Genomic DNA, 12,462 nt, shown 5'->3' with positions numbered 1-12,462 from the left:
TATGCCAGATATGTTGAAAAAAGATTTTAGTTTAATAGGATTAGGAATCTGCTCTTGGATTGCTATAGTGAGTTTGGCATATACTTTACAAATTATATCTATAGATCTTTTTATTATAAATAATATAGATTATGATTATGCAAATGTAATTCAGCATTTTTTATACAATTTCATAATTGTTGTTTTATATTATATCTTTTTAAAATCTTTAAAAGATATACGATATTTAAACTATAAAAAAGTAATAAAATATTTGATTGTTAGCTTTGTTCTTATCCAAGTTTTACAATTTCTTTATGCATTTTATGTTGGAGATTATATTTATGAAAATTACAATGAAAATTGGAAATCTTTTTATGATTCTAAAAGTAATTTATTTTTAAGTATTTACGTGCCTATAATTGGAGAATTACTTAGATATATTTGCATTGCAATTGTATTCTATCAATTTTATAAAAATCAAGATTAATTTCTTTTTTCAATTAAAATTAATTGATTAAAATGTTCAACATTTGAAAAAGTTTTACAGTAATATTCTCCATTTTTAAAATGTTGCATAAAAATAGTATTTCTATTAATTACCTTTTCATCAAGTATCATTGTATTGAATAAAATGAATCCATTATTATTAAGTAATCTTTTAATATTATAAATAAAATCTTTTTCAAATAAAAAATTAGGCATTACAATATCTTCAAAAATATCAATAATAATTAAATCATATTTTTTGGAACTTTCTGTAACAAATTTAGAAGCATCAGCAATGATAGTCTTATAGTTTTTAATTTTATTTAATCCAAAATATTTATTTGCAATATCAATAATATTCTCATCAATTTCTACTCCTGTAATTTCTCCTTTAAATTTTATCTCATCAACTAATGTTTTTATTACGCTTCCACCAGCAACACCTAAAATTAGAATATCAGACATGGATTGAACCTTTTTAAATCCAATAGTAATTAATCCTTTTCTTAATACTTTTTGTAGACTGCCATAAGAATAATTAGTATTTTTAGAGTCTAAAACTAGTTTTCCATTATTCCAAGTCACTTCAATATTGTCACTGATAGCCGATCTTTTTTCAAAAATGGTAATAGGAAATAAGAAGCTCAATATTTGTTTAATCATGTAAAATACTTTCTATTTGTAAATATAATTTTAATTTTACACCAAATCATAACTAATGAAGCAAAAAATATATAGATTTATATTTTGTACTCTTTTTGGATGGAAAGTAGTAGGTGATATTGATCGAGAAATAAAAAAATGTATCCTAATTGCAGTTCCTCATACTAGTTGGTGGGATTTTTTCTTAGGCATTTTTTCCAGAGGTATTTTAAATATAGAAATTAATTTTTTAGCAAAAAAAGAATTATTTATTTTTCCGTTTAGCTATTTCTTTAAATGGGTAGGAGGAGCTCCATTAAATAGAGGTAAAAAAGAGAATAAAGTAGATGCTATAGCTAAAATTTTTAAAGAAAAAGAACTATTTAGATTAGCACTTGCTCCAGAAGGTACACGAAAAAAAGTAACACAATGGAAAACGGGTTTTTATTATATGGCATTGAAAGCTAATATTCCAATAATTCCAGTTGCATTTGATTATGGGAAAAAAGAAGTAGTTTATAATGAACCATTTTATCCAACAGGAAATATTGATGAAGATCTGAAAAAATTACAAGCTTATTATAAAGGAGTAATTGGTAAAATTCCTGAATATAGTTTTACACCTTAAAAAAAATTAAAACCAAAATTAAGTTTTAAACGTAAATATGTTTTTAATCAACTATTAAAACATAAATATTATGAGAAACTTAATTTTTTTAGGCATTTTTGCCTCATTGTCATTAACATCATGTTCTGATGATGATATTATTTCCGAAATTTTAACATCTGAACTAAAATTAGTTACTTCAAGTAATACTACAGGTAAAATTTCTTATACTAACTTACTTTCAGTAAATCCTACTGCTATTTCATTTTCTGTGAATGGAACAGATAATGATGGAATTTTTTATAATACAGATACGGATGAAATTATTTTAGCATCAAGGACAAATAATCGTTTGGAAACCTATTCAGGATTAAAAAATGCTGTTTCATCTAATATGGATAATTTGATGTTAGCTAATTTTAGTGCTAGTACAGATTTTAATAATGCTAGAGAAATTGCAGTATCAGGAGATAAAATTGTAGTAACACAAGATCAAGCAGCAAGTAATGGAGATACTAATAAATTATTTGTATATCAAAAAAGCGCTACAGGTTATACCTTACTAAATCAATATACTTTAAACTTTAAAGTTTGGGGAATTCATGTAAATGGAAACGATTTATATGCTGTAGCTGATTTAACCAGTGATATTGTAGTTTTTAATAATTTCTTTTCTTTAGCTTCAGGAAGTATAATGCCTTCGAAAAGAGTTACAATTGAAAATTTAATAAGAACACATGGAATCACATATTCAGCAATGGATAATGTAATGATTCTAACAGATGTTGCTAGTGCTGCGGATGCAACAGATGGTGGTTTAGTTATTATTAATAATTTTTCTACTATTTTGAATTCAACAGCCAATATGGGAACAATTTCAACAACTAATCAAATTAGATTATATGGTTCTAATACAACCTTAGGAAATCCCGTTGATGTAGCCTATGATTATGATACAAATAGAATTTATGTTGCAGAAAGAGCAAATGGAGGTGGAAATGTTCTAACATTTAATTTTCCTTCAAGTTCAGGAAATATAGCACCTATATCTACAAGAGCAGAACCAGGAGTTGCAGCAGTATATTTAGTTAAAAAATAAAAATATTTGAGTTAATTTTAAAAGCGTTCATTCTTAATTTAGAATGGCGCTTTTTTTATTGTCTAGAGTTATATTTCTTAAAAGTTCCATCTTTATAGAAAACGACTATGTATTCTATCAAATTATTTGCAGCTTCAAAATTTTGCATATTTGAAAAAATTTCTGAAGATTTTTCATTTATGGTTTTTTTTTCAACTGTTTCAATTTCACTAAATAGGTCAACATTATTTTTTAGACTGGTATCATTTTGAAAATTTTCATTTTGAAGAGTAGGTGATATCTTTTCTTCTTCTTCATTATTTTTTTCTGATTTAGGAAAAGTTCCCTTACCATTTAATATCCAATATAAATCTACATCAGGAAAAACCTCAATGACTTTTAATATAAAATCAAGACTTGGTTTATTCCTTCCAGAGAGTAGGTGTGATATACTAGAACGTTGTACATCTATCTTATCTGCAAAAGCGGAAGCTGATAAATTATAATATTCAAGTAATAATTCAAGTCGTTTAATGAAATCTTCAATGTTTACCATTGTAAACCAATTTTAAATAGATTATTGTTTACAAATGTAACGAAATGAATTCAAAACACCAAAAATAGTACAATATTTTAATTAAAAACATAAATGTATACTTCATATAATAGTATTTAATTAACTGAAAAACAGTAAATTGATATAATTAAGTAATTATCTATCAATATTAAGTATAAGGAATTGGTAGTTATAAACAAAAAGCTTAATTAGATGTTAACATTTGTGAACTAATTCAAATTAAACATTGTTTACAAATGTAAATAATATCTTGTTTACATTTGTAACATAATATAAAGCAATGAATAATTTACAATTAGCAACAGAATATTTAGAGAAAAAAATAAGTGGAAGATATATCACAAATGAGCATATAGCTCCTTTATTGAAATCATTATCTAATAAATTTAAGATAGAAACAATAGGTAAATCTGTTTTAGATAAAGATATTTTTAGTGTCAAATTTGGTATTGGAAAAACAAAGGTTTTAATTTGGTCGCAGATGCATGGAAATGAATCTACAACAACCAAAGGTTTATTTGATTTTTTTAATTATTTATCATCAAATCATGAAAATGCTGAATTAATTTATAAAAATTATACACTATATAGTATTCCAATATTAAATCCTGATGGAGCAGAAGCTTATACAAGAGTAAATGCTAATAAAGTAGACTTAAATAGAGATGCTTTTGAGAATACTCAACCAGAAAGTGTTTTATTAAGAACAATTTTTGAAAATTTTAAACCTGATTTTTGTTATAACCTACACGACCAAAGAACAATTTTTGGAACAGAAGGCTTTAATTTACCCGCTACAGTCTCTTTTTTAGCACCAGCATATAATGAAACCAGAGATTTTAATGATGTAAGATACAAGGCTATTCAGGTTATTAATAAAATGAATGAGAATTTGCAAAAATTTATACCAAATCAAGTAGGTCGATTTGATGATTCATTTAATATTAATTGTATTGGAGATTATTTTACTTATAGGAATATACCTACAGTGCTTTTTGAAGCAGGTCACTATAAAGATGATTATCAGCGTGATGAAGTAAGAAAATATATATTTTGTTCTCTTTTGTCTTCATTTAATTTATCACACGAAAGCCTTGTAGTAAACAGGGAATTAGACAATTATTTGCAGATTCCTCAAAATTCAAAGTGTTTTTATGATTTTCTTTATAAAAATGTTAGGTTTATTGACAATTCTGAAGAAAAAACCATTAACTTTGCAGCGCAATATGTTGAGACTTTGCAATCCAATACCATACATTTCGAAGCACAAGTTATTCAAATAAATGATTTAGAAAATCATAATGGGCATCTTGAATTTGATTTTAAAGATACTATTTTTAATACAAATGAGGTTAAAATCCCAGAAATAGGGGATAAATTGCCTGTTTTTTGATAAAAATAAGTTAAATTTAGTATTAGAAAGTAATAACAGCATTAGCATTACGTTGTATTAAATAAATTTTTATTATATACTTTTTATGAGTAAGTTTCGTTTAGATGAAGTTGATCATCAAATTTTAGACATGTTGATTGACAACACAAGAGTTCCTTTTACAGATATAGCAAAAAAGCTATTAATATCTGCGGGAACAGTTCATGTTAGGGTAAAAAAAATGGAAGATGCAGGGATTATACAGGGTTCATCTTTGACTTTAGATTATGAGAAATTAGGGTATTCTTTTATTGCTTATGTAGGGGTTTTTCTTCATAATACATCGCAAACTAAATTTGTTTTAGAAAGAATAAATCAAATACCTTATGTTACTGTAGCTCATATTACAACTGGTAAGTTTAATATTTTTTGTAAAATTAGAGCAAGAGATACAAAGCATGCAAAAGAAGTTATTTTCATGATTGATGATATTGATGGTGTATATAGAACTGAAACCATGATTTCACTTGAAGAGAGCATTAATGATAAGAAACGATTGATGCACACAATTTTTAAAGAGCTTTAATATTTAATCCCGATATGTTTATCGGGATTTTTTTATACTTAGAATATGGAATTAAATAAAAACGAATTTGCTCCCTATTATGCAACTTATATATCAAAATCAATCTTTTTCAAAGACATTGTTAAAAGTTTAAAAGAGCAAGAAGAAGAATTAGATGCTTTTTTTAGTAATATTCCTGTTGAGAAGCATGAATTTAGATATGAAGTAGGGAAATGGACTATTAAAGACATTTTATTGCATTTAATTGATGCTGAAAGGGTGTTTTCTTATAGAGCGCTTAGAATTTCTAGAAATGATAAAACTGAAATGCCAGGTTTTGAAGAAAATGATTATGTATTAAATGCAAGTGCAAACAACAGAACTATAGAAAACTTATTATTAGAATATAAATCGGTAAGAAGCGCAACAATTTCATTGTTTACTAGTTTTACTGAGGAACAAAAAATGAGAATAGGTACAGCTTCAAATTCTACAGTTTCAGTGAGAGCATTAGGTTATATCATTTTAGGTCATGAATTGCATCATGTATCAGTAATAAAGGAAAGGTATTTGTAAAATAAAAAAGACATGTATTACATGTCTTTTTTATTTAATTTTCGTCAGAATCATCTGTTTCATCAGCGATTTCTAAATCATTTAATGATTCTAATGATTCATCTACTACATCATCTTCATCGTCTTCATCATAGTTTTCAATTCTGTCAGCTAGCTTAGTACTTACCTTTACAAGGAAAATAGTGTCTTCCGTGCGTACTTCTACAGCTTCAACTGATTCATTTTTAGCGTTTTTAAAACGAATGATGTCAGATTCATCATAACCTTCTGGAAATTTATCGACTAATAAGGTCAAAATTTCGTTTGTTAATTTTGCGTAATCAACAATTACTCTTTTCATTTGGGTTCTTTTTAATCAGGTATTTTTGTCAAATGTAATATCCCTATTGTAATAATCAAATAGTTTTTTAATTTTTTTTTCAAAAAAATTACCATCCTAAAATGTAAGCAAAAATCAAAGGAACAACAATTGTTGCATCAGATTCAACTATGAATTTAGGAGTCGTTATATCTAGTTTTCCCCAAGTAATTTTTTCATTAGGTACTGCACCTGAATATGAGCCATAACTTGTCGTAGAATCGGAAATTTGACAAAAATAACTCCAGAATGGGATATCATGCATTTCCATATCTTGATAAAGCATTGGTACAACACAAATAGGGAAGTCACCTGCAATTCCACCACCAACTTGGAAGAATCCAATTCCTTTTCCTGCACAGTTTTTAGGATACCAATCTGCTAACCATGCCATGTATTCAATTCCACTTTTGGTTGTAGATGCTTTAAATTCTCCTTTTATACAATAAGAAGCAAAAATATTTCCCATTGTACTATCTTCCCATCCAGGAACTACAATTGGTAAGTTTTTTTCTGCTGCCGCAACCATCCAAGAATCTTTAGGGTCAATTTCATAATATTGCTCTAAAACACCTGAATTTATCATTTGATACATAAATTCATGAGGGAAATATCTTTCTCCTGATTTGTCTGCTTTGTTCCAAATATCAAATAAGTGAGATTGTAAGCGTCTAAATGCTTCTTCTTCTGGAATACAAGTATCTGTAACTCTGTTATAGTGGTTTTCTAATAAATCCCATTCTTCTTGTGGGCTTAAATCTCTATAATTAGGTACTCTTTTATAAGAATTATGCGCTACTAAGTTCATAATGTCTTCTTCAAGATTAGCTCCTGTACATGAAATAATATGAATTTTGTCTTGACGAATCATTTCTGCTAATGATTTTCCAAGTTCTGCTGTACTCATAGCACCTGCAAGAGTAACCATCATTTTTCCATTATCTAATAAATGTTCTTCATATCCTTTTGCAGCATCAACTAATGCAGCAGCATTAAAGTGTAGATAATGCTTTTCTACAAATTGACTAATTGGTCCTTTATTCATCTCTTTTTGATATTATTTGTTTTTATTATAACCTAAAATGTTTAAAACATCATTTGCATTTTGTTGCTCTGAAAAAATTTCAGTTGCTAAAATTCCATTTTTATCACGATCAATTAGAATGTGTTTTGGTTGTGGAATTAAACAGTGATGTAATCCTCCAAATCCTCCAATTGTTTCTTGATAAGCACCTGTATTGAAGAATCCAATATATAATGGCTTTTCTTTGTTATATTTTGGTAAATAAACTGCATTCATATGTTGTTCTGAATTGTAATAATCATCACTATCACAAGTCATTCCACCTAGAAGTACTCTTTCGTAAGTGTCATTCCAGCGATTTACAGCTAACATTACAAATCGTTTGTTGATAGCCCAAGTATCTGGTAATGTAGTAATGAAAGAAGAGTCAATCATATTCCAATTTTCTCTATCATTTTGTTGCTTTTGATATAAAACTTCATAGATAGCACCTCCAGATTCACCAACCGTAAATGAACCAAATTCTGTATAAATATTTGGTACAGGAACTTCAGCTTCATCACAAGCAATTTTTATTTGATTCAGTATTTCATCAATCATATATTGATAATCATATTCAAAAGCTAATGAGTTTTTGATTGGAAAACCACCACCAATATTTAAACTGTCTAATGAAGGACATTCTTTTTTTAATGAAATGTATACTTTCATACATTTTAAAAGTTCATTCCAGTAATAAGCAGTATCTCGTATTCCTGTATTAATAAAAAAGTGAAGCATTTTTAGTTCTACTTTTTTATTTTCTTGAATTTGTTTTCTGTAGAATGGAACTATATTCTTATATCCAATACCTAATCTTGAAGTATAGAATTCAAATTTAGGTTCTTCTTCAGCAGCAATACGGATTCCAATCTTAATTTTACTTTTAATTTGTTCTTGTAAAAGATCTAATTCTTCGTAATTATCAATAATAGGAATAGTATTTTTATGACCATTATTAATTAATCGTGCAATGTTTTCAATGTATTGATCACGTTTAAATCCGTTACATATAACAAAGGTGTTCTTGTTTATTTTTCCTTCTTCAATCAGTTTTTCTACAATATTTATATCAAAAGCAGATGAAGTTTCTATGTGAATGTTATTTTTTAGAGCTTCGTTTAAAACAAATTCAAAATGAGAACTTTTTGTACAATAGCAATAGAAATATTTAGCATCATAGTCATGCTTTTCCATTGCATTTCTAAACCAAGTTTTAGCTCTTTTTATGTTTTTAGAAATTTTTGGTAAATAAGTAAATTTCAACGGTGTACCATATTCTTCAACTAATTTCATTAAGTCGATTCCGTGAAATTGAAGTGTATCTTTCTGTAATGTAAATTCTTCTTGTGGAAAATAAAATGTTTGATTTATTAAATCATAATATTTTGTATTCATTTGAATAATAATGTTTTAAGTGTTTTGAAAATTAGAATAATTGATCTGTAATTATATCTGCTCTTCAAACCCTAATATTTGCAAAAATGATAAGTAACTTTTCATTAAATGCTTTTAATAATTCAAATAAATGAATAAAAGAACTTGCTTTAGAATTTAATTTGCTATAAGATAGAGATGCTGAATAAACACCTCTTTGTTTTGTAATTATATTTAAAGATCTCTTTGTTTTTCTTTCTTTCATTATAGTACAAAGGTAAAAATATTTTTATGCTATTTTCAAACTATATTATTAAAAAAATATTATGATTTATAATTTTCAAAAGCTTTAAAAATCAATTCATTAGAACTTTGTTCGTTAATTTTTATTTTTCCAATACCATTTAATAAGGCAAACTGAATGGTTCCAAATTCATTTTTTTTGTCATAAATCAATAAATCTATACAATTTTTGATATCAACTTCATTAAATTCTATAGGATCGTAGATATCACTAATTACATATTTTAATTCTTGATATTCTTCATCAGTTAACAGTCCTTTCTCTTTAGATATAAAACCTTCTAAAATCATTCCTATTGCAATAGCTTCTCCATGTAGTAAGCTTTGTTTTTCTGTGTTTTCAAGAAAATAACTTTCAATTGCATGCCCTAATGTATGTCCAAAATTTAGTGATTTTCGAATTCCATTTTCAGTTATATCTTCAGAAACTATTTTGTTTTTTATCTCAACTGATTCATGAATTAAACTATTTAAATCATTTGTATTTAAGGAAGATACATTTTTTAATTTATTCCAATATTCTCTGTCAAATATTAATCCATGTTTTAACATTTCTGCAAATCCAGAACGCATTTGGTTTCCAGGTAATGTTTCTAAAAATAATGTATCAATAATTACGGCTTTGGGTTCTCTAATAATTCCTATTTGATTTTTTAGATTTCCTAAATCGACTCCATTTTTTCCACCTATTGATGCATCTACCATTGATAATAGAGTAGTGGGTATGTTTATAAAATCAATCCCTCTTTTGAAAGTACAAGCAATAAATCCACCAATATCTGTAATAACGCCTCCACCTAAATTAAGAATGATACTTTTTCTATCTCCTCCTAATTCAGTTAATGAATGCCAAATTTGTAAACACGTTTCTATGTTTTTATTTTCTTCTCCTGCTTCTAGCTCTATTATTTCGATTTCTACTTCTGTAGATAACATTGATAAAAATTTTGGTAGACAATGATTTGAAGTATTCTCATCAACTAGAATAAATATTTTCGAATAGTCTTTTGGAACTAGAATTTCAGATAAATATTGATATCCTTTTTCGTTAAAAAAAACGTGATAATTATTAGCTATAATAGTCTGCATTGTTTTTATTTTCAATTTATTGCAAAATAAGGCATTTTTTATTTAAAATTACAATGCTCTAAAGTATATTTGCATTCCAAATTAGTACTAAAAGATGGAAAAAATATTTAATAATACTGAGGTTGCTTTTTCATTAAAAAGTGATACTGAACTAGAAAGAGCTTATTTTTTATTTAAATTGATTGAGAGTCAGCCACTAGTTAGAATAGGAACTGCTGTTACAAATTTTGCTTTAAAAGCACATTTACCAGTTGAAGGTTTAATAAGAAGTACCGTTTTTGATCACTTTTGTGGTGGAATAAATGAGAACGATTGTCTTTCTGTTGTTGATAAGATGTTTACAAAAGGAGTTTCTTCAGTTTTGGATTATTCAGTAGAAGGTAAAGAAGAAGAAGCTCAGTTTGATGCTGCTTTAGATATGACATTAAAGACAATTGAATTTGCTAAAGAACGTTTAGCTATTCCTTTTGCTGTTTTTAAGCCAACAGGTTTTGGTCGTTTTGCATTATATGAAAAATTAGGAGAAGGTAAATCATTATCTCCAGAGGAGCAGATTGAATGGGATAGAGTAGTAGCTCGATTTGATAAAGTTTGTAGTGTTGCACATGAAAAAGATGTAGCCCTGTTAATTGATGGAGAAGAAAGTTGGATGCAAGATGCTGCTGATGATTTAGTAGCTGAAATGATGAGAAAGTATAATAAAGAGAAGGCTATTGTTTTTAATACTTTACAAATGTATCGATGGGATAGACTTGATTATCTTAAAAAACTATACACTTTGGCTAAAGTTGATGGTTTTTACATAGGAATGAAGTTAGTTCGTGGTGCTTACATGGAGAAAGAAAATAAACGTGCAGAAGAAAAAGGCTATCCAACACCTATTTGTGCTAGTAAACAAGCTACAGATGAAAATTATGATGCAGCAGTTGTTTATATGTTAGAAAATATAGAGAAGATGGCTATTTTTGCAGGAACACATAATGAAAATAGTTCATATCGTTTGATGGAATTGATGGCCGAGAAAGGTATTGCTAAAAATGATGCTCGTATCTTTTTTGGACAATTATTTGGAATGAGTGATAATATTAGTTACAATTTAGCAGAGAGTGGTTATAATGTAGCAAAATACCTTCCTTTTGGTCCTGTAAGAGATGTTATGCCATATTTAATAAGAAGAGCAGAAGAAAACACTTCTGTTGCAGGACAAACAAGTAGAGAACTTGATTTGATTAAAAAAGAAAGAGCTAGAAGAAAGTTATAAAACTAAAAAATCCCTCATTTTGAGGGATTTTTTAGTTTATCATAAAAATTTATAATAGTTTTTAAAACTCTTTAAGTTTAATGTCAATTCCATTTGGATATTACAATGTTTGTATGGTGTAGGCTGTCCTGTTAAATGGAGTTGATAAAAGGCATATTTGAAACTAAAAATATTTCAAAAGGCTTTATTATTAATGTGGAAATTCCTTTAGCTTAATTTATAAAATGATACCCTTTTTCTATTGCTTTTAATATTAAATCAGGTGTTCTATTTACACCCATTTTTATCATCAATCTTTTTGTGTAATAATGAATTGTATTTAAGCTTAAACCTAATTCGTATGCAATTTCTTTTGCTGATTTAGCATTACAAATTAAAGTTAGTAACTGTTCTTCTCGTGGTGATAACTTTATTTTATCTCCCGATATATTGTATTCTAATAAAATATCAGAAACACTACTACTAACTCTATTCTTTAAAGGAAACTCTATTAAATTTTGAAAAACTTCAATGATTTCATCCATGCTTTCATGTTTTGTAACATATCCATTTGCTTCATATTTAAAAGAATCTGAAATTATTTTTGGTTCAACAGATGAACTTAAAATAATTATTTTTAATTCTTCTTTATTGTATCTTTTTCTACATTCCTTTAATACATTAATTCCATTTTCATCGTTAATATACATATCTAAAAATAAGAAATCTAATTTCTCATTTTGCAAAAGTGAAAACAATTTTTCTGAATTATTAAAAATATAAATTTTATCATATCCTAATTTCAAATTTAAATTTTCTTTTAACAATTCAGCAATTAAAGCATGGTCCTCTAAAATACCTATCTTCATTTTATTTTATCTTTAAATCTTTTCAATTTACATCTTTTTTTTAATAAAAAAAATATTTTCAAAAATGTCTTATTTTCCTTTCTAGGAGATTAACTTTTTAAACTTCCTTATTTTGAGTATTTGCTAAAGTAATTTATATTCTTGTGTGAGAAGTGTTTTGATCTTGTATATTAGTTTCTAATTTGAATAAAATTTGTCTTTCATCTATTAATATTTCATTCATATGGTCTATGACTACTTTAGGCCTTACTGGATGATTATTATATTTAGATATTTAC

Annotated in this window: 14 protein-coding genes; 7 read left to right on the top strand and 7 right to left on the bottom strand. The window is 26.8% G+C overall.

The window, feature by feature from the left end:
- Window positions 1-10 precede the first annotated feature (10 nt).
- On the top strand, window positions 11-469 hold the full coding sequence (locus LXD69_RS14705; protein WP_246915940.1) for a hypothetical protein: 459 nt from the start codon (window positions 11-13) through the stop codon (window positions 467-469).
- Here LXD69_RS14705 and LXD69_RS14700 read toward each other — a convergent pair.
- Entirely contained in the window at window positions 466-1,131 is a 666-nt protein-coding gene (locus tag LXD69_RS14700; protein ID WP_045967284.1) for a spermidine synthase, read from the bottom strand. The genes LXD69_RS14705 and LXD69_RS14700 overlap by 4 nt on opposite strands.
- Before the next feature lie 55 nt (window positions 1,132-1,186).
- Here LXD69_RS14700 and LXD69_RS14695 point away from each other — a divergent pair, with 55 nt between their 5' ends.
- Entirely contained in the window at window positions 1,187-1,738 is a 552-nt protein-coding gene (locus LXD69_RS14695) for a 1-acyl-sn-glycerol-3-phosphate acyltransferase (RefSeq protein ID WP_045967285.1), read from the top strand.
- A gap of 70 nt (window positions 1,739-1,808) precedes the next feature.
- Window positions 1,809-2,816 (top strand): hypothetical protein, encoded by a 1,008-nt coding sequence (locus LXD69_RS14690; protein WP_246915939.1) that lies wholly within the window; start codon window positions 1,809-1,811, stop codon window positions 2,814-2,816.
- 55 nt (window positions 2,817-2,871) lie between these two features.
- On the opposite strand, the gene LXD69_RS14685 is transcribed toward LXD69_RS14690, so the two are convergent.
- Window positions 2,872-3,351, bottom strand: a complete 480-nt coding sequence (locus tag LXD69_RS14685; protein ID WP_246915938.1) for a helix-turn-helix domain-containing protein — start codon at window positions 3,349-3,351, stop codon at window positions 2,872-2,874.
- A 301-nt stretch (window positions 3,352-3,652) separates the two neighbouring features.
- Between LXD69_RS14685 and LXD69_RS14680 the strand changes: the two genes are divergently transcribed.
- From LXD69_RS14680 to LXD69_RS14670, 3 genes are all read left to right on the top strand, one after another.
- On the top strand, window positions 3,653-4,765 hold the full coding sequence (locus tag LXD69_RS14680; protein ID WP_246915937.1) for a M14 family metallopeptidase: 1,113 nt from the start codon (window positions 3,653-3,655) through the stop codon (window positions 4,763-4,765).
- A gap of 85 nt (window positions 4,766-4,850) precedes the next feature.
- Complete coding sequence (locus LXD69_RS14675) at window positions 4,851-5,330, top strand: Lrp/AsnC family transcriptional regulator (protein ID WP_045967291.1); 480 nt, start codon at window positions 4,851-4,853, stop codon at window positions 5,328-5,330.
- Window positions 5,331-5,375: 45 nt separating this feature from the next.
- Window positions 5,376-5,885, top strand: coding sequence for a DinB family protein (locus LXD69_RS14670; RefSeq protein WP_045967292.1), 510 nt, complete (start codon window positions 5,376-5,378; stop codon window positions 5,883-5,885).
- A gap of 34 nt (window positions 5,886-5,919) precedes the next feature.
- On the opposite strand, the gene LXD69_RS14665 is transcribed toward LXD69_RS14670, so the two are convergent.
- The 4 genes from LXD69_RS14665 to aroB all read right to left on the bottom strand — a co-directional run bounded on the left by LXD69_RS14665 (window position 5,920) and on the right by aroB (window position 10,075).
- On the bottom strand, window positions 5,920-6,225 hold the full coding sequence (locus LXD69_RS14665) for a hypothetical protein (protein ID WP_045967293.1): 306 nt from the start codon (window positions 6,223-6,225) through the stop codon (window positions 5,920-5,922).
- Window positions 6,226-6,313: 88 nt separating this feature from the next.
- Window positions 6,314-7,288, bottom strand: a complete 975-nt coding sequence (locus LXD69_RS14660) for a deoxyhypusine synthase family protein (protein WP_246915936.1) — start codon at window positions 7,286-7,288, stop codon at window positions 6,314-6,316.
- A gap of 12 nt (window positions 7,289-7,300) precedes the next feature.
- Window positions 7,301-8,704, bottom strand: coding sequence for an arginine decarboxylase (locus LXD69_RS14655; protein ID WP_045967296.1), 1,404 nt, complete (start codon window positions 8,702-8,704; stop codon window positions 7,301-7,303).
- A 303-nt stretch (window positions 8,705-9,007) separates the two neighbouring features.
- Entirely contained in the window at window positions 9,008-10,075 is a 1,068-nt protein-coding gene (aroB, locus tag LXD69_RS14650; RefSeq protein ID WP_246915935.1) for a 3-dehydroquinate synthase, read from the bottom strand.
- A gap of 94 nt (window positions 10,076-10,169) precedes the next feature.
- Between aroB and LXD69_RS14645 the strand changes: the two genes are divergently transcribed.
- Complete coding sequence (locus LXD69_RS14645; protein ID WP_045967300.1) at window positions 10,170-11,336, top strand: proline dehydrogenase family protein; 1,167 nt, start codon at window positions 10,170-10,172, stop codon at window positions 11,334-11,336.
- A gap of 212 nt (window positions 11,337-11,548) precedes the next feature.
- On the opposite strand, the gene LXD69_RS14640 is transcribed toward LXD69_RS14645, so the two are convergent.
- Complete coding sequence (locus LXD69_RS14640; RefSeq protein ID WP_045967302.1) at window positions 11,549-12,184, bottom strand: response regulator transcription factor; 636 nt, start codon at window positions 12,182-12,184, stop codon at window positions 11,549-11,551.
- Window positions 12,185-12,462 lie beyond the last annotated feature (278 nt).

This window comes from Flavobacterium sediminilitoris, from assembly GCF_023008245.1.
GTDB classification, from domain to species: Bacteria; Bacteroidota; Bacteroidia; order Flavobacteriales; family Flavobacteriaceae; genus Flavobacterium; species Flavobacterium sediminilitoris.
The sequence above is the reverse complement of the archived record's forward strand: the minus strand, read 5'-3'. Positions and strand labels throughout refer to the sequence as shown.

Bases quoted from the DNA above. Each gene is read 5' to 3' on its own strand.
- LXD69_RS14655 (WP_045967296.1), bottom strand. From the start codon at position 8,704: ATGAATACAAAATATTATGATTTAATAAATCAAACATTTTATTTTCCA.
- LXD69_RS14670 (WP_045967292.1), top strand. From the start codon at position 5,376: ATGGAATTAAATAAAAACGAATTTGCTCCCTATTATGCAACTTATATA.
- LXD69_RS14700 (WP_045967284.1), bottom strand. From the start codon at position 1,131: ATGATTAAACAAATATTGAGCTTCTTATTTCCTATTACCATTTTTGAA.
- LXD69_RS14705 (WP_246915940.1), top strand. From the start codon at position 11: ATGTTGAAAAAAGATTTTAGTTTAATAGGATTAGGAATCTGCTCTTGG.
- LXD69_RS14675 (WP_045967291.1), top strand. From the start codon at position 4,851: ATGAGTAAGTTTCGTTTAGATGAAGTTGATCATCAAATTTTAGACATG.
- LXD69_RS14690 (WP_246915939.1), top strand. From the start codon at position 1,809: ATGAGAAACTTAATTTTTTTAGGCATTTTTGCCTCATTGTCATTAACA.
- LXD69_RS14640 (WP_045967302.1), bottom strand. From the start codon at position 12,184: ATGAAGATAGGTATTTTAGAGGACCATGCTTTAATTGCTGAATTGTTA.
- aroB (WP_246915935.1), bottom strand. From the start codon at position 10,075: ATGCAGACTATTATAGCTAATAATTATCACGTTTTTTTTAACGAAAAA.
- LXD69_RS14680 (WP_246915937.1), top strand. From the start codon at position 3,653: ATGAATAATTTACAATTAGCAACAGAATATTTAGAGAAAAAAATAAGT.
- LXD69_RS14665 (WP_045967293.1), bottom strand. From the start codon at position 6,225: ATGAAAAGAGTAATTGTTGATTACGCAAAATTAACAAACGAAATTTTG.
- LXD69_RS14645 (WP_045967300.1), top strand. From the start codon at position 10,170: ATGGAAAAAATATTTAATAATACTGAGGTTGCTTTTTCATTAAAAAGT.
- LXD69_RS14660 (WP_246915936.1), bottom strand. From the start codon at position 7,288: ATGAATAAAGGACCAATTAGTCAATTTGTAGAAAAGCATTATCTACAC.
- LXD69_RS14685 (WP_246915938.1), bottom strand. From the start codon at position 3,351: ATGGTAAACATTGAAGATTTCATTAAACGACTTGAATTATTACTTGAA.
- LXD69_RS14695 (WP_045967285.1), top strand. From the start codon at position 1,187: ATGAAGCAAAAAATATATAGATTTATATTTTGTACTCTTTTTGGATGG.